Source organism: Halocynthiibacter styelae, assembly GCF_016123485.1.
Taxonomy (GTDB): Bacteria; Pseudomonadota; Alphaproteobacteria; order Rhodobacterales; family Rhodobacteraceae; genus Halocynthiibacter; species Halocynthiibacter styelae.
In genome coordinates this window covers 451,169-469,306 of sequence record NZ_JADCKQ010000001.1, presented here as the reverse complement: position 1 = coordinate 469,306, position 18,138 = coordinate 451,169, and the positions used below count along the sequence as shown (strand labels likewise).

Annotated in this window: 10 protein-coding genes; 3 read left to right on the top strand and 7 right to left on the bottom strand. The window is 51.2% G+C overall.

Features of this window, described 5'->3' with window-relative positions; translation table 11 throughout:
• Positions 1 to 274: 274 nt before the first annotated feature.
• On the top strand, positions 275 to 1,681 hold the full coding sequence (locus H1D41_RS02230; protein WP_228847368.1) for a tetratricopeptide repeat protein: 1,407 nt from the start codon (positions 275 to 277) through the stop codon (positions 1,679 to 1,681).
• A gap of 249 nt (positions 1,682 to 1,930) precedes the next feature.
• Here the strand turns inward: H1D41_RS02230 and H1D41_RS02225 are convergent, their stop codons facing one another.
• Positions 1,931 to 3,052, bottom strand: a complete 1,122-nt coding sequence (locus tag H1D41_RS02225) for a plasmid recombination protein (protein ID WP_228847367.1) — start codon at positions 3,050 to 3,052, stop codon at positions 1,931 to 1,933.
• Positions 3,053 to 3,482: 430 nt separating this feature from the next.
• Between H1D41_RS02225 and H1D41_RS02220 the strand changes: the two genes are divergently transcribed.
• Positions 3,483 to 5,174, top strand: coding sequence for a DUF262 domain-containing protein (locus H1D41_RS02220; protein ID WP_228847366.1), 1,692 nt, complete (start codon positions 3,483 to 3,485; stop codon positions 5,172 to 5,174).
• Positions 5,175 to 5,408: 234 nt separating this feature from the next.
• Here H1D41_RS02220 and H1D41_RS02215 read toward each other — a convergent pair whose 3' ends face one another.
• The 3 genes from H1D41_RS02215 to H1D41_RS02205 all read right to left on the bottom strand — a co-directional run bounded on the left by H1D41_RS02215 (position 5,409) and on the right by H1D41_RS02205 (position 9,079).
• On the bottom strand, positions 5,409 to 7,109 hold the full coding sequence (locus H1D41_RS02215; protein ID WP_228847365.1) for a site-specific integrase: 1,701 nt from the start codon (positions 7,107 to 7,109) through the stop codon (positions 5,409 to 5,411).
• Between the two features lie 384 nt (positions 7,110 to 7,493).
• Positions 7,494 to 8,747, bottom strand: a complete 1,254-nt coding sequence (locus tag H1D41_RS02210) for a type II toxin-antitoxin system HipA family toxin (protein ID WP_228847364.1) — start codon at positions 8,745 to 8,747, stop codon at positions 7,494 to 7,496.
• Positions 8,744 to 9,079 carry a helix-turn-helix domain-containing protein gene (locus H1D41_RS02205; RefSeq protein ID WP_228847363.1) on the bottom strand — a complete coding sequence of 112 codons (336 nt, stop codon included), beginning with the start codon at positions 9,077 to 9,079 and terminating at the stop codon, positions 8,744 to 8,746. The genes H1D41_RS02210 and H1D41_RS02205 overlap by 4 nt, the downstream gene beginning before the upstream one ends.
• A 222-nt stretch (positions 9,080 to 9,301) precedes the next feature.
• On the opposite strand from H1D41_RS02205, the gene H1D41_RS02200 reads away from it, so the two are divergent.
• On the top strand, positions 9,302 to 11,359 hold the full coding sequence (locus H1D41_RS02200) for a hypothetical protein (RefSeq protein ID WP_228847362.1): 2,058 nt from the start codon (positions 9,302 to 9,304) through the stop codon (positions 11,357 to 11,359).
• Here the strand turns inward: H1D41_RS02200 and H1D41_RS02195 are convergent.
• From H1D41_RS02195 to H1D41_RS02185, 3 genes are all read right to left on the bottom strand, one after another.
• Positions 11,315 to 14,407: a type III restriction-modification system endonuclease gene (locus H1D41_RS02195; protein WP_228847361.1), complete on the bottom strand. Its 3,093-nt coding sequence runs from the start codon at positions 14,405 to 14,407 to the stop codon at positions 11,315 to 11,317. The genes H1D41_RS02200 and H1D41_RS02195 overlap by 45 nt on opposite strands.
• A gap of 73 nt (positions 14,408 to 14,480) precedes the next feature.
• The gene (locus H1D41_RS02190) at positions 14,481 to 16,136 is read right to left on the bottom strand and encodes an RNA-binding domain-containing protein (RefSeq protein WP_228847360.1); all 1,656 of its coding nucleotides are present in this window, start codon (positions 16,134 to 16,136) and stop codon (positions 14,481 to 14,483) included.
• A 4-nt stretch (positions 16,137 to 16,140) separates the two neighbouring features.
• Positions 16,141 to 18,129 (bottom strand): site-specific DNA-methyltransferase, encoded by a 1,989-nt coding sequence (locus H1D41_RS02185; protein ID WP_228847359.1) that lies wholly within the window; start codon positions 18,127 to 18,129, stop codon positions 16,141 to 16,143.
• Positions 18,130 to 18,138: the final 9 nt, after the last annotated feature.

Here is an 18,138-nt window from a genome sequence, read left to right as displayed (position 1 = left end):
CAATACATCAATGGGTTCTACAATCCACGCAGGCGGCATTCATCCCTTGGCGGGAAAAGCCCCTTGGCATTCGAACGAAGGACTGCATAACATAAGCTGAGAGACCGGAACTTTTGCGCGGCAAGACCAGTTTCTAATAGCACTTGTCTTAGCCTGGCCTACAGCGGGCATCTCGATAATTGCATATGTCGCGTTTTCCGTCTTGAAGAGCTATTTAACCGCTAGAGTACGCATCCACGACGCCAATATACATGCTGCTCGCAAGTCACTTGTCGTGGATGAGAAAAGAGTTCCATCTTGGGCTGGTGACGAAGATGAGAACGATATTTTTATGAAAGTGATCCAGCAAATGGCCATGCGGGATGGTGTGCCACAGGCTTATATACAGAATCTTCTCCAAGGTGGTGATACCTTTCAGAACCTTGTGTATTTCGCTGGAGCGATGGAACATCATGGTTCATCCTTTACAGAACAGCAGGCCGCTGTTTCTGAAGAAATTGTCAAGCTTTGGAAGCTTGCCCCAGACGATGCGATGGCGGGGGGACCGCAAGATGGCTTCACCACGAGTGAAGCGGATGAAGTTGTCATCGGACTGGAAAAGTTGCGAAGTTTAGCGCTTCAAGGCGACAGTTCTGCACAGCTCAAGCTCGCTATTATTTACGCGGAGGGTAATGGCGTAATTAGAGATGATACTGAAGCGCTGCGATTATTCCGGCTAGCCGCAGACAAGGGCAGTGCCGCAGCGCAGAGCTATCTTGGTATGTTTTACTCAGAAGGGGATCGCGTCACAAAAGATGACGCTGAAGGAGTCCGCTGGTTCCGTCTCGCTGCAATCCAAGGTGCTTCTGATGCACAGTCTGCTCTCAGTGCAATGTACTTTGCAGGACGTGGTGTTCCGCGCGATCGCATTACAGCCCTCATGTGGATGAACATCGCCGAAATAAACGGTAATGAAACGGTGGCGACTCACCGAGACAGCTTAGAACAACCAATGACACCAGAGGAAATTTCGGAGGCCTCTAGACGTGCAAAGCTCTGTTTGGCGTCCGGCTACACCGATTACACCCAAGACGATACGCAGGAAGGAAGTGTGCAAGACAACTTCATTTCAACCCAGACCCATGGCGCAGCATCCGAACAGGAAATACCGCAACCGTCGGCAGTCCAAGGTGACAACGCTGCGCAGCGCCTGATAAACAGCGTGAAGCAAAAAACTGATATGATTGCCGACCGCTATCCTCCGAGCCATGACGGTCATCCTGATACCAATGAGATAATCATTAATGACGCAATGCGGGCGCTTTCCGAAATGAAAGAGTTATTCAAAGAGGCTGACGAAGCGAAGACGCTTTGCAATCAAATTAGTGAACTTGAGCCGGTATCGACTAAGCCAATGATTGAGCTCTTCATCAGCCAAGTTGAAGATAATTTTCAAGCCGTTATGTTGAATTCATTGCAGGTTCAGACAAAAATTATTGACGCAATCAACCGGATGGTTCTGCTCAATTCAAATGTACCTGACGGCGAAGGAAAAGAAGCCGTGAAAGATCTTGTGGCCAACCTTACAGTGTCTGCCAACAAAATGGGGGAACTTCACACAGAAATGGCCGATGGAATGGAAAATGTAGTTGTTCCAGCGATGAGGCGCGCAAAAGTTAGTGACCGTATGAACGGCACTTGAGGCTCGAATACCGCTCACAAAGTTGAAACAATTGTTTGTCGAACAGCCCGGCTCCAAAAATCAGACTTTGGGCCGGAATATGCCAAAGGCAGAAAGGTCCCTAGTGGCAGATCTTGTTAAACACATTGACCAAGGTTTGCTTCTGTAAAAGTTCGACGAACATACAGCGTTTGTAAGCTGGTTGGTAACGCTGTTGATGCCACAGCTATGATCAACTGAGAATATGCACTAGACCCGAACTAGGTTAATTCAGCCAGGTGATGGACCATCATCCCCCAATTCATTGCGCGCAGATTTCAGGCGATCATGGATGGCGCGAAGAGAGTTTCCAACGCCAAGGCGGTCGGCAATATCGTTCACCATTTTGCCTATATCATCGGTTAGGCGGTCCAGAATGCTTTCTCGTCGGGTGATATCCCCCTCACGTATTTGCAGCTCATCATCACGGCGTTCCATGGTGATTTCGCGTTCGTCTAACTGGTCCTCAGCGGTGTTGAGGACATGTTCCTTGATCTCTAGTGCGGCCTCTTGTTGTTTGGCTCTCTGGGTCTTCGCGTCCAACGCCGATTTCGCTTCACTGTATTCCTTTACGCGCACTGCAAGGCGGTTGCGGTAGGTCGCCAGTCTCTTGGCTTCCTTTTCATTCAACGCCTCCTTTGCTTCCAATTTCGCAACACGGGCCTGCATTTCATCGACACGATCATTCAGCTTTTCCAACTCTTGTTCTTTGGCTGCGACCTCAAACGGTAATTCTTGGTGTAGCTGCTGTACCGAACGATTGTAAATCTGACTGGGCTTGTCGCCACGGGCGATGCGCGTCGATTTGCGAACACCGCGCACGATGTCTGGCGCATGTTGTGCGATCACTTCGGCAGCAATATCCTGAAGCCGCGATCCTTTCATGACGTGCGACATCGGCACACCGTCATGATCACGGCAATCCCAAACAACATGTGCATGCGGCGCGGTTTCATCCGCATGCACAACCAGTCCGCGCAGGGTGGTTCCGTATTCATCAGCAATACGCTCGGCCACCTCAAGATAGGCGGCGTCTTGCTCCTCCGGTGTCAGTGCTTCAAAGATTGGTTTGGCGGCATGGCCAAATGTAATGATGCCGATGGTGGCGACTGCGGCGTCAGCTCGCATGGCACGGCTTGGATTTGTTCTTTCGCGCAGAGCCTTTGCCCGTTTGGTGATTTCGGCGGGCATCGGGAGATCCAGAATCACACGGTTCAGGCCTGCACGGTCACCATCAACATATCCCGGTTGATGACCAACCCGCAGGTCGTGGCGGCGTTGGTTCTTGTATCTGGATCGGTGGGCGTGCTTTACACGGATTGAGATCGCTTTTGACTGCTCGGTTTCGGACATGGTTTGGCTCCTGATTGTTCGGTGCCACCATTGTCGTTGAGGTTCGTGAAAGTACAAAATCGGTTTTGTAAGATCATAATATCTTTGATTTATAACCTACTAGTCGTAACTGCGTTACGTCTCTCCGGCAAAGGGGCACGCTGCCCCCTTTTGAAACCCCAAGCCAAGGCCGCTTCGCCCTTTTGGAAACCCAGATTGAGTGCGGCTGAGAGGGGGAATATGTTTGACGCGAACGATCGACAGCGGACCTTAGCTATGAATGCCACAGCTAATTTGGTATGGTGTGGTAGAGAGCATTACTCATACCTATATTTCCAACCACAAAAGGTTTTCGCCTCGTTTTTATGGCGGCCGTTGCTTTGCCTGTTGCATTTCCCACTACTAATGGGAAACTTCATGACTATTAGCAATACACTCTAAGGAGAAATTCTTGCAACTTAATCCGATGCACTTGACCGTGGCAAAACTTCTTGATGGTCGACTTTTTCGTATTCCCGAATACCAACGCGCATACTCGTGGCAAAAAAAACAACGACAAGACTTATTCGAAGATATTCGAGAGGCACACAAATCTGAAAACGAGCACTTTATGGCAACAATTGTCGCGCTGTCTCGTGACACCAAAGCTATTGGCGCGGACGAATATAAGGTTGTAGAGTTAGTTGATGGCCAGCAGCGGGTTACCACTATTGTCATTTTGCTAAAAGCGATTGAAATGGCTTTGTCCGAAGATGACAAGCACGCCAGTAAAGCAAAGGCTAGCTTGTCTGATCTCCTCGTTAAAAGCGACGACCACGAAATGATACTGCTTCAAACTAATCATGACAGTAGTTCTGTCTTCAAAGAGTACATTCAAACAGGTGTAATAAGCGAAGAAGAAAGCTCAACGGCAGCAGACAAGAACTTGATCGATGCGGCAAAAGAGTGTGCGCAATTCGTTGAAGCATGGCAACAAGACGAAAGTTTTGGCGACCTCGTCAGCCTTCTTGGAATTATTCGCAACCGCCTTTCTATGATTTTTCATGAGATAGACGATGAAGCGATAGTTTATCGCGTCTTCGAAGTGCTGAACAGCCGAGGCCTCGATGTCAAATGGATAGACAAGACCAAGAGCCAATTAATGGCCTCGATTTTTGAACACACAATTGACAAAAAAGGTCAAGAAGATGGCCTTCATGAAATGCACACAATTTGGAAGGAAATTTATAAAACTCTCGGTTTAAGGGAAGACCTTGGGAATGAGGCTCTTAGGTTTGCTGGGACATTTGCAAAGAGCGGAACTTCTCCAAATAAGATTTTGAGTGAGGAGAAGGCTTCGCAAGAATTACGAAATTTTGCCGGAAAAAAAATTAAGACCCTAATCAGTTGCGCAGAAGGGATGAAAAAAATCGCTCGGGTTGTTCGGCAATTGCACGACGATCCCCGCCTTAACGCCATTACAACAATCCGGCACGCAAGGTTTCTAGCGACTGCTATCCTCCTTCGTAAGTTCGACGACAAAGACGAGCAGGCCCTTCTCAAGGCATGGGAGCGCGCTACCTTTCGCATTTTTGTCCTAGGCGGTGCTGATGCGCGTAGTGAAGTAGGTGGGTTTGTTCGATTGGGTTTTGACGTCTATAAGGGAGAATTGACCGCCGAAGAAATTTTGACTTCTATTCAAGCGCTTGGGGAAGGTTATTCTATTGACGAGCTTTCCTCCGACGACGAATATTGGGATAACTGCTATAATGGTTGGACGGAAGAATTAAGGTACATTTTGTACAGGTATGACGAGCATCTTGCGCATGCAGCCGGCGAAGGGATTAACAGTATTCAGTGGAATAAAATTTGGGCAGATAAAGCCGAATTTTCCATTGAACACATAGCTCCGCAAAAAAGTGGCCGATCAGACATACATGATATTGGAAACCTAGCGATGCTCCCTCCGAAGGTTAATTCATCTCTTGGAGGTAAGCCGCCCAAAGAAAAAGCGACAAAATATATTGAGTCTGGATTGCGTGGTACCATCGACGCTGGGAAGGAAATCCAAGGCAATCCTGAATGGACAGAAAAAGATGTTGAGTGTCGGAGACAAAAAATCGTGGAATTTATCCATTCTGAATGGGGGCAGGCTAAATATTAGAGGTTGGCTAACTTTGATAGCTGAAAAGCTGTTCTATACACAAGAATTCCCCTCAATTTCTGCAGAAATTGAGGGGCATCGGTTCATAGATCGGCTTACTCTGAGCTGAGGGCAACTCTTTACCACATTAGCCATAAAGGCCGCTAGAGGTTGTTCTCGCGACATTGCAAAGTACACTTCTACACAGCTCTGCCGTTCGTCTGGAGCACAGCGAATGCTGTCGTCCCGCCAAGCTCACCGGTTTCTGAGCAATTTGGGTAGGCGCTCAATCGCTTCGTGTAGCTGTGTGATTTGTGCGGATTTCCGGTACACCTTATCATGAATATCCTTGCCCTCATGGCCAATGATATCTCGGACAAGTTTGTCGTCTACGCCTTCGTGATCTAAGTGGTTTTGGACGTAGTGGCGTAGGCTGTGGAAAGATAGTTTTGCGCCATAGACCCCTAGTTCCATATCGATGATTTGACGCATACGGCGGCCGACTTTGCGGCCGAAGGCGTTGTTTCCCGCTTCATAAAGATTAGGGAACAGGCTGTTTTGATTGTTATTTTCAGTTTTCCGGACATGGTCAGGAAACCCCAATTCAATCAGGTGCGAATGGATTGGGATCATACGACGTGATGATAGGTTCTTGATGCGGCGCAGTTCGGAATCCTCAATGGAGAAGCACCAGATACCCTCAACTTCGATGATGTCAGAAGGTGCAAGCCCTGCGATTTCTTCGCGTCGCGCACCTGTATAAGCACCAATCAGGGGGCACCAGTAGATGCCGTTTTTGAAGATGTCTTGTCCGGGTTTTGTTTGGTGGTATTCGGATTTTGATCCGGTCCAGACAGGGTTTCGAAAGACTGCTTTCAGTTGGTCGACAGAGAATGAGGCGCGTTTATCACGGGCGCGGACGGTTTCTTTTTTGCGTAACTTCGCGGGTTTGAGGTTTTGATCAACCGGTAAGCCTTCATCCCGTGCCCAATCAGCGATTTGGTTGAGATGTTCTAGATGGCGATTAATGGTGCCGACAGAAAGCCCAATCTTGTCAGCGGGCAAGGTCGCGGCTTTCGCCATGACCTCATCCCGCGTTGCAGTTTGATCCTTGGGACTTTTGCCCCAGCTTTTCGGCATCATTGAGAGGTCTGCGCGGAAGGCTTTCACATCGGGTTGTCGGACCTTGGTAATGTCACCAATCCCGGACAACATGGTGAACAGCGCCGCAAAACTTTGGTATTGGCGAAGGGTCTTTTCTTCAATACCTTCAGCACGTTTGATGACGTTCATACGGTTAACAACGTCAATGATTTTCGAAGATGGCAGCTCCAGACAAGGGGCTGTGGTTTCTTGTTGGATCGACTGGACGGCTGGGGTTCTTTCTTCGGCACCAGCCCATGCCTTGGCTTTTCCGGACACATAGATATCCAGCACCTGAGCGTATTCCATGGCCGACAGGTTATCGTCACCAGTTTGATCTTTGAATGCGCCTTTGATGGCTTTCTGGCGCGGAGCACTGACCAAATCTTTGCGGATCAATTCAATGTTGTCATGGACCAGATCATCAATATCGGCGGCAGGGACGTGCTTCACGCCGCTGGTCGCGATCCTATCCCATGCTTCGGCCATCGCATTGTCATGACGCGCATCATCGGCAGGATCAAGGCTATCGATACGGGCCAACATTCGCAGCTGTTCGATCTTGGCGCGTTCCTTGCGGATCACAGCCGTCAGAAAGGCCCGTCCATGTTCGGGGGGGATACGGTTTCTAACGATTTGTTCCATGATCAGATCACTCTCAGCGCTTACTTTCCGAGCTAAGATATGGGCTTGATTGCGATCCGTCGTCCCTAGGGAGAGCTTGATATCGACGTTTTTTGTGGAAAACCTCCGCGTTTTACGCCGCCATTGGTAGATGTCGCCACGTTTAAAGAGGTGAGGTTGCGCGTTCATAATCGTTCCGTTCATCAATAAACGGATGGAACACTTTGGCTGAGGTGGTGGAACACTGCGGTGCCGCAGTAAAAGACCAACTTCCTCATAAGGTCTTGCATTTCAAGTGCTTATGAGGAAGTTGGCTCCGGCGGTAGGGATCGGAGCCATTTTGCACAGCGTTGATACTAAACAATAAAATCCAGCGCCGAGACTGCCAGACACCAGTTTGTGCAAAGGTTTGTGCAACAAGATGTGCGCATTTACAAGCGTCCATTGCTTCAAGTTACGGATCAACACACTGATATGAAGGAGGGACCCAAATTCATGCATTTGGGTTCAATTCTTGCGACAAACTGCGTCTCAGTATGAAGATTTCTTGCGGGCAATCGGATCATCTTTCGGTCATAGTTTTCGGGCCTTTTCGAGGTCATCATGCTCAAAGGCGCCGGACAGATGGTCAATCTCTCGCGCAGGAGCGTTGTGCTGGTGTGCAACGGCTTGCCATGTGGAGATGACGTCGCCGACCTCGGACACGATCTGCTTTGCGTCCTTGTTTGACAGACTGAACTCTTCAGCGACCGATAGGGCGAGACTGATATCGCAGGTTCCCTCGTCAAAATTGATGTTGGTCTGCAGAACGCGGGCCTTTTCCAGAGGAGATGTTGGATTGATGTCGAAGGCAGGTGACAGGCGCCAGCCTTCTTGGCCATCCCAGAGAAACCCGTGGTTGCGCAGGTGGTCATCGACATTGCTCACCAGAATGGTGAACACAAGTCTGCGAAACAGCTCGATCCGATCCTCCCGGGCGTTTGACCCATGAGTTGAAATTGCGTCAACGATCTCCAGGTAGCTGCCGTGATCGCCGTCCTGATGTTGCGTCATGCTCATCGCCGATGTGTAGGGCACACGTTGACCGTCATGGGTCCGATCGTAACGGTGGCTCAAAAAGACAGGAACGCTGTTGACGTTCTCAAGGCTGTGCGAGGCCATATTGATGCCTGCCTGGCGGGCCAGCGTGGCAGCGATCGCCTCCCAGCGCTCAACCGAGTAGTCATCATCCTGTTTTGGAAACTTGGCGATGGAAAGGCGTCCATTTACATCATGAACAGAGCATTTGGGACGTGCACCACCCAGTGAGGCGCCGGGTGCGAAGATCATCTGAATGTCCTCGTCGGTTTCCTCTCCAGACTCGATGCGCTGCGTGATGGCCAGGAGGTCGCCAAGTGCGAAATGGCCAGGAACACCCTCATTGGTGGGGGCCTGGAATTCCTCTTGCCCGGACCAGCGCAATCGCAACGCGCCAATGCGACTGATGTCAGAAACCCCCATGACAAAATCGGTTTCAAAGAGTGTGCGAGCTGCACGCTCTTCGCGCTTTGCCAGCCGACGCTCTCTTCGTTGCATCAGGCGACGGCCCCATCGGTCCGGCGAGGTGTCACCTATCACGGGGAACATATCCATGCCTGCAGAAGGTGGAAAAACACCGCCTGTCAGGGGAAGCGCCTGGTCGATTGGAAAGCTGTCGGCCCGGCCAAGCCACTCGTCGTTGTATTCAAAGAGGACGCGCTCGGTTCCGCGCGCGGGCGTGCAGCGCAGAAGACCAACAGGTCGAACCTCACCGTCATAGTCGAGGAAGAGTTCTAATTCGCGCGTCATTTTTGCGTTCCAGGCTTTTTAGTGGAGGACAGGTGAACGCGTTTCGGCAGTCGCTCGAGGGATGTGGCAGAGCCAATTGGGTCGTTCTTTGGATCGGCAATATCAGCCAGATCATCCAGCAACCCAAGGGCTTGGAGGACCGAAGCATAGATGCCAATGGAAACGCCGTGATCACCCTTTTCGACCTTGACCATGGTCGGTTTGGAAATACCTGCGCGCTCTGCAATGATACTTGCAGGCAGCCCGCGTCGGAGCCTGGCATCTTTGATATCCAGGCCGAGCTTCTTTACGGATCGTTTTGCTGCCGGAGGTGGCAGGAACTTGGCAGGCAAAGTAAATATCCTTTAATCTTGCGTAGAGATAAGATAAGTATAAGCTAACCTTAAAGCAAGAGTTGAATGCCGCCTAATTGTGTCTCGTGGAGTATAGTGCGCAGCGGCACAAGATTACTCGCCGGTGGTCGCTGATAGCCATTCATTAAGAACGACACTACTGGCATTAATAGCTTTGGATTTCAGAAAAGAAGCCAACTTACCCAGTGAAGGAGATCCGAAATGATTAGCACGTTGGGAAATATACATGCCGCCTGCACCAAGGGCATGATTCAAGTAATGGCACCGCAGGTAGCGTTGGCGCACTTTGACCTTCTTGATCTTGCTTTTGAGGCCAGTTGGCGCGGTGTTGCAGCAAGCCAGTCAGGCCTTGAGAGCTTAATGCCCGAGCAGGCGCACAACGAAGACCCAATCGTTGTATCTTTTGGTGGATTGCGGCTCTACCAGTCAAGCCGTTGCGCCTTGAATAAGATGATAGCGTCTCTCGTTTGGACAGAAGACTATGATAGTATCCAAATTCTGCGGATTTTAGGGGCGGAAGCGCAGATTGGTTCAGGGCTGAGTGATTTGAAGGCTCCGCTTGAACGCTCGTTTGGGATTGAAGTGAACCCGAAAGAAATCTCACGCGAAATAGCTATCGCTGCAGACGCCACATTATTTGGGTCCGAACGCCAGCGGCTACGAAAGGCCTTCGTCACATTAGATAAGTTGCGCGAAATTCCAAAGGTTTCAGAGCGTGGCTTACTTACGATGCAGCCCATTGGCCCCATGCCCAAATACAGAAAGGATGGTCAGCTGGAGTTGCCGTTACCACCTCAGCTTGCTGTGCTCTACGAGACGTTGGCGCCAAATGAACGTGTTGGGTTGCGCGCAGCCTACTGCTGTGCCGTGGCGTCTCGTTTGTTTGATGCAGCAGATGACATTGCACCGTCATGCCTGATCGAACCAAAAACGATCGCAAAAATTTCGGGGCGCTTGCATCAAGATAAAGGAAAGCGAACCACCCATATCTATTTGACCCGCGTGATAAAGGCGGTCCTCGATCATGACCCACTGGCAAAGCACCCTGATGCCTGGGAAGAGCTCAAACGCGCGGCTGTTCGCGCAGGGTATGCGGATCCTCTGGATCCATTGCATTTTCTAAAAAATAGATGCGCAGGATGCGCGCCGCTTGAAATTACGCAAAAGCAGTTTGATGAAATCTTGCGAGATGAAGATTTGGTTCACAATAGAGCGCGATTGCGGAAGGCCGCTAAATTACTGAACATGTTGAGGGCAGTACAAGACGAACAGCTTCGAACAGTTCTTCCTGCAAAGGACCTTCTCATTCCAGAAGGGAAGAAAAAGCCAGCGCCAAAGGCTCAGTGTCCGCCGCCGGACCAATGGCACGCCCTTATGGATCTGGCGAAGGCGATCGGTCTACAACGTGAGAAAATTCATGCGCTCGGTGCAATTCGTAATAAAGCCGTTCTGTGCGGGCTTACTCCGCCAGACCTCACACATAATTGGGCCTGCGAAACGCTTGCAGGCATCAGTGCTGCTACATCCCGCGACCGTTTTAGACGGGGTGTAGAGTGCCTTGACGCCATACGGGCATCTACCCCCAATTCTGACTTTCTTCATGAAGCTGATATTGGTCCACTTCCTGATAAGCGCCGCAGTGGAAATGTGCCTTTACCAGAGCACCTCGTGGGTGAAATCAAGGGCCACGCGGCATTCCGAGGCCTATCGCATAACGCGACCAGGTCGATCCTTACCGCGATAACGACGATTTTCAATCACACAAGAAAGAAAGAAACGTTTAAAAGTCCTCTGGCCGAGATCCCATTTGGCGGTATCGTTGATCAAGTTCTAAGCGAAACCAATGAATTACCAAGGAGCTGGCCCCGAATAAGCGCTGCAGCCCGCCAGCTTGAAGTTGAAGTTAGCTTTCATTGGGCAGACGACTGGGCCGAGCTACAGCGTCAGACCGTTGCAGCGGGAGTTCCTGTCAAGGAAAACCCTGTGCCTGCGGTCGCGGCGGTTGCCCAAACCTTCGGCCTGTCCCCAAGGCAAATTACCAATGAGTGGGCGCATCAATACGCGCAAACCTTAAGACCAGACCTGCGTCTAACTTGGCTCAAACGCATAGACAGGCTTCGCCGAATACTTCTCCAGGAACACCTTGAACTGGCAACAGGCGAGATGTGCTGTTTGCCCGCAATGGCTTTTCCAGCACCACACCCCTTTGAAGTATCAAGAAACGCCCCGAACAGCAGACATGAGCTCAGAAAAATCTGACACAACATCATACTTTACACGGTCACATGGGACGCTGTTTGCGATCTTCTCAAAGAATTTTCTGGCACATTTTATTTTCTCTCGCTCCAGCTCGCGGAACTTCAAAGACGGCTGAGAGCTCTTTGTTTCTGCTACAAAATAAATATGTTGCACTGATTGTTCTTTGAAAGCTATTGCCCAATCGGGGTTGTAGTCACCGACAGGCGTGGGGATGAGAAACCCTTGCGGTAACTTTGAATAGACGACGATGTCATCGCTTGTGTCCAGGTCTTCGACAAATTTCCGTTCGACCCCGGAGTCGACTACAGCATAGTCGTAAATGTGGTTTCGCAACTTCCCGACAGCCTGCGTCAGGTCCGTACCACTCTGGGTTACCGGGAAAATATCGGTGTCGTATCTGTCGGCTGTTGCGTCATAGGTCAGATGCTCGATGACAGTCGTGGCTTTCTGCTCTTTGATTATGCGTGAGGCCTCAGAGATAAACTGTTCCGGATTGGCCTGGAACGTCGAGAACTTCGCAGCACTCATTCCGGTCAGGATCTTGCCGATCGATCCACGCGTCAGGTCCGCACCCTCGGCAAGTTTGCCAATGACGTCATATGAAACACGCGAGTGGGCAGAGCTGCTTTCCTCACTGCGTATGCCCGATTGTTTAAACGCAGCTCCATCTCGCAGCTGGGTCTCAGTCAACTCATCCGAAAGTTTGCCTTCGGTAACGACGTATTGCAGAGGTGAGACAAAGAGATCCCGGTCCAAAGCATCAACACAGCGTTTGACCAGATCTTTGGAGTCAAATTCGACCTGATAGACTGCTTTCCGGTTGATGCGCTGCCACAGTTCCTGAAACTCTTTCTTTTCGAAGTTATTATTTCGCGGGATCGCTTTGGGCTTGCGGCCATCGCCCAGCATGTTTTCAAGCTGGCTTCCGTTGAAGACGGTGTCGATCAGTTGCAGGATTTGTTCCTGTTGCTCGAGAAGTTCTTCGGGCAACGTAGCCAGCGTGCCCGCGTCACGCGCGTCATGATACGCTTGCGTGATGCCGTCGTTGTTATCAATGTAGTCGTTCTTGATGAGATACCGCTCGATACGTTTGGCCATGTCCTTTGACACAGTGGTTTCACTGCCGTTCACCGTGATCGACTTGCCCTCGAAGTATTCGGCGTTCGCTTGGCGTGGGCGCTCGGACAGATTTTCGGCAATTTCTTTCTGGAGGCCACCGACAAAGTCTTTGTAACTTTCGCTTGCAACCACGGTCAGGACATTGATGTCGTGAACTGTCGCGGCATGGTCCATACGGTCGCCGTTTTTGTTGACGGAGATACGCAAGCCACGGCCGACTTCTTGGCGGCGGGAGATCGTATTGTCACTATGCTTGAGCATGCACATCACAAAAACATTGGGGTTGTCCCAACCCTCACGCAAAGCAGAATGTGAGAAAATGAAGCGTGTCGGTTCCTCAAACGATAGAAGTCGCTCTTTGTCTTTCAGGATCAGGTCGTACGCAGATACATCATCCGTCAGGCCTGCAAACTCTCCACGCGCCTTGACCTTGGGATCAACCAGCTTGCCCTTCTTGTCAATCGAGAAGTAACCGTTGTGTGTGGTACCAACCTGAATGCCTTCAAGGTGGTTGCGATAGGCTTCGTCTTCGAGTGGCAGCTCCCCAAGATACTCCGCCTTCAGGGCCTCATATTCCTCTTCAAACACATGGGCATATTCGCCTTTTTCATCATCAGCGCTATAGTCGCGATACTTCACAACTTCATCAATAAAAAACAACGAAAGCACCTTGATACCCTTGGTGAATAGCTGCTTTTCACGTTCCAGATGGGCTGAGATTGTCTCGCGAATTTGAATGCGGCGGATGTCGCGTTCGGTGATGTCGCCACTGGCTTCACCGGCTTTCAGAACGGCCCCGTTGGTGAAATGCACCTCATCCACGCGCGCATCGATGTCGGAGACCACAAAATCACGGTATTGATCAAGCCCCTTGGACAGATCGAAGAGGTTGCGACCTTTCTCGACCTTGCGCAGCGCCCGCTTGATGCCCGAGTTGGTTTTCACCTCCATCTCGACCCGCGCCACAGGGTCGCTCTTGGAAATCTGGATGCCCTCCAGATAAAGATACGCATTCGTGCCCGTCAGACCCTTGGCCTGAATGCCGCGCACTTCGATCTTCTTGACCAGCTTCTGGCTGAACGCATCGACCGCATCCAGACGATGCACCTTGTTGTGGATCGTCTTGTGGGTCGCAGAATAGCGCAGGATGAACAGCGGGTTGAACTGTGGCAGTGCCGTCAGAAACGCAGGCCCTTCCATATTTTGCGGTTCGTCGAGGATCAATATCGGGCGGTTCTTGGCAATCACGTCGATGGGGCGGCGTGATTGGAAGTCGTCAAGCTCTCTGTAAATCCGACGCGCTTCTTCGCTGGCATTCTTCTTGTTTGCGGCCTCGAATGCCTGACGGTTGATCACCATCACGTTGATGCCCGCGTCCGAGGAAAAGCTCTCCAGCTCGTGCAGCCGCTTGGAATTGTAGATGAAGAACCGTGCCTTCTTGCTGTAGCTTTCGACGAAATGCTCTGCTGTCATCTCCAGCGACTTGGCCACGCCTTCGCGGATCGCAATCGACGGCACCATGATGATGAACTTGGACCAGCCATAGCGCTTGTTCATCTCGAAGATGGATTTGATATAGCAATAGGTCTTGCCCGTTCCGGTCTCCATCTCGATGTCGAGGTTGATGGCAGCGCCCGCCTTATAGCTCGCCTTCTTGGGCTTGCCCTTGTCATCGACAAAAGTGCTTAGGCTTTCGGACAGGGGCAGGTTCTGACGTTGCTGCACCTTGCGGATGTTTTCCAGAATCTGGCTCGCAGGCATGGCGAAATCGGCGTTGCGAAAGCCATCTTCATCGGACCGCATCTGCGCGCGGACACCAGGATCAATCCGGTAGACCTGGCCCGCCATGTTGGGCTGGCCTTCGAAGCAATCGACGACAGCCTTGACCGCGGCTGTCTGATAGTCTTGCGACTTGAACTTGATCTTCATGAGCGACGCTTTCTTAAATTCGGCGTTTCTTTCTTATTTTCTTTCTTATTTTCTTTCTTAGGATGTTCCCGTTTCATTCGCACTTCTTCCATTGAGGCGCAGGTCGGGAACCTGCATTGAAAATCACATCTTCGGCCCTTAACTTGCTGAGTATATTGCCAATTTTACTTTTCTTCTGCGCAGCATTCAGTGCATCGCTGAGTTTGTCCCACAACAGGTTATCAACTTCCTTTCTTGAGGCGCTGCCAAACTCACTTAGATAATTAAGTATCAAATCGGCATAATGCTGGTCGTCAAACGCCCGTGTTTTGATGTACTCGGCCTTAGTCGCCGATAGGGCCGCTACAGCTGCTGAAACCCGAAAGCGGGGTTTGCGGCCTTCGACTAAGCCCTTGCGTTTAAGTGCTTGAATCGCGGCGTCTGGCACATCCAGGCCTTTCTGCACACGATCCAGAGCCAACACATCCGTCAGCTGTAATCCACCGTTTTCCATAAGGACGCGCGTATACGCCGTATCAACGACACCGCCATAGAGCGTCATTTCCACAGCATCGCCGGAAACCTCATAGTCGGGCATAGGAAGGTAGCGCTTGCGTTGCGTCTCATACATCCGTTGGATGCCATAGCCCATCTGGTCGATCATGTTTAGCTCGACCATTGCTTGCACCAGATACGGGTTTCGATATCCACGTGGGGTCTTGTCACCGCGAACATAGTCTTCGGGTTCACCCTCAAAAAAGCGGCCTGCATTTTCGAGCACCAGACGGTCCGGTTTTTCCGTAACTATCACCCTTTGGTTCTGGCCATAGTCTTGGTGTGCGATACAATTATGCAGCGCCTCAAGCACAACCTTTTGATCGTATTTGGAAACCTCATGCGGCAGCAACTCATCATCGGGCAAGAGCCGCAGTTGGATATTGCGGATGCGTTGATAGAGTTGCGATGTTGTCAGAAGAAAGGGCGGGCCGAAATGCTCATACGCGGTTTCTTGGCCCACCAGTTTCCATGTCATTTGCGTAGGGTGCGGGGAGAGCAAATAGGCGCTCTCGGCGCGCCCCAAAAGCAATAGCGCTGCGCGGGTCACCTGTCCGCGCTGCGTTACCTTGGCCCGATCCAGCAAGGTTGCTACCGGCCATCCCCGGACCTCATCTGGATCGATGCGGTTCTGGTGTTTTTGGGCGAAATTATTGCGCGCGCGCTCGACAGCTTCGGGGTCGAGGTCATCCAGTGTAGCGCCATCAACCAGTTGCGCTGTCCAGTCACCAACTGATGCCTGAGAACGAATTTCGTCCTGCTTCGGAATACCCAATGGCGCGAGGCTTTCGCCTGAACGCGCGTAATAATGCCCTTTCCATGCAATTGGGATTCCACGCGGCGCAGCTGGAATTTCAAACATGACAACGCGCTTGCCATCCACGTCAACCTCATGGATTTGACGGAAGGTTGTGCGAGGGTCAGCATCTTGTGCGATTTGATGCTTCAATCCGTCAAGGCGTTCACGTTCAGAGCGGTAGCCGGTTCCAACCACAGAGCGTGTCTTGTTGTTCACACCAAACACCAGCCATCCGGTGCTAACATCTTGCAGGTTGGCTTCATTCGCCATGGCCGAGAAATAGCGCCCGATCTTGTCGGTGTCATAATCGTTCGAGACCTCTTTGAACTCGACAACTTCGTTTTCCCATGTGGCGATCAACTCGATCAGTTTTTGGTGTAGGGCAGCATCGTCCATGGGATCAAATCGCCTTTACTTCGGTCTCGGGCGACATGGCTTTGAAAATCTGGCGGACGTTGATCTTGGTCTGATCATTGGCAAAGCCGGTGTCCTTGAATACGATCCGCATGGGGGCATGGCCTGCCAGCTCTTTGACAAGCTCTTCCGAAATGCCAGCGTCGAAACAGGCCATCAGGGCGGTGTCGTCGACGAAGAAGACGGTTTTGCCTTGTACGGTCTCGCGGTGGATGGGCAGGGTCAGATCGACGCCCCAGTCGAGCAGGACCTGGAACAACAGATCCTCTGCCGTGCGGTCGGGTTTGACGTTGTCCACACGGGACAGAAGATCGGCCTGAGAAGTCTGATCCGGCGTGTAGAACACATCGGCCATGTTGGAGCTGTCGATCTTGAGCACGCGGAAGCCGACATCCTTGTTCCAATCGGGGTGACATTCGCCTTCGAGGATTTTCTGACCCGCGCGGCGGATGCGTTCTTTGGAAATATCCGAGATTAGCTTGAATCCATAGTTGGCAGCTTCGCTATCCTTGGCAACTTCTTCTCCAATTTGAGCGCTAATACACATTCGGTTGCCACCATAGCTGGAATTCGCGTGCATTACACCGTGAGCTGTCGAACCAGAGCCAGCAAAGAAGTCGAATACAATATCGTCTGGGCCGGTAAGGTAATTCACCAATAGCGACAAGTCTTTGTAGTTCTTCGGGTTTTCGAACACCCTGCTTCCATCAAAGATCTCTTCGAATTCGAGAGTGGCGGTTTGTGCATAGCTGTAACGAACCGAAGTGAGTACTTGGTCAAAATTCTCAAAAAGGTTGGTTCTGACCCTCGGAACCGTTGTCTCGTCCGGCCCATAGACGATACGCCCTTTGGCGACCTCTTCATCAAAACGCTTCTTCGTGGGGTAGCGCCATCCACTCTTAGGAAGTTTGCAAGGCTTTCCGGTTTCCGGATGCAGCACTTCGTAAGTCGGGCCCCCGCCGCCGGGCCAGTTTATGTTTCCATCGTCTCGGAATGGGCCTTTAGCGTCAAATTTAGTGTATCGCGCCAGAGGTAGACGGGGATCATCCTCCTCGAAGGTCTTATAGTAAGCCTTCATGCCTCCTGCGATTTTCTCCCAATCTTCACCGTGCTCTTTCCGAAGCTGAGCAAAGTTTGCCTTGGCTTCGTCGACACCCTCTTTGGGCGCGCGCAACTTGATGTCATGATCTTTGAGTTCTTGAAGGGACTTCACATAGACAAGCATGTATTCATGCCCGACAGAGAAGTATTTCGCATCGTTCTTTCGGTTCTTGTCCCAAACAAGCGAGGCGACGAAATTTGCCTCTCCAAAAACTTCGTCCATCACTCGTTTCAATGCATGGCACTCGACGTCATCAATGCTGACGACGATAAAACCATCATCACGCAATAGGCGTCTCGCAAGCTGCAGGCGCGGGAAAACCATAGACAGCCAATCCGAGTGAAAGCGCCCATTAGTTTCTGGGTTTGCTACAAGGCGGTTTCCGTCGTCATCTTCCTGAAGCGACTTTGCCAAGAATTCACCGACGGTTTCCGCAAAATCATCATCATAAACAAAGTCATTCCCCGTGTTATACGGCGGGTCGATGTAGATCATCTTGACCTTGCCCAGATAGGTCTCTTGCAGCAGCTTCAGCGCCTCAAGGTTGTCACCTTCGATGAACAGGTTCTGGGTGGTGTCGAAATCCACGCTTTCGTCCCGCGCGGGGCGCAGGGTTTTGGCGATGGGGGCGTTGGCGGTGATCAGCGCCTCGCGCTTGCCTGGCCAGTTCAGGTGATAGCGTTCCTGCGGCCCCTCGACGATGCTGTCGGACAATTCCTGACGCAGCTGGTCAAAATCCACCGCCAAACGTAGCTTGCCATCCTCACCCGCCGCCTCGGTTACGCAGCCGGGGAACAGCGCGCGGATCTTGGCAATATTGTCCTGCGTCAGGTCAGGGCTGTGCATTTTTAGCTTGTCGATCTCGTCACTCATAGTCTTTCC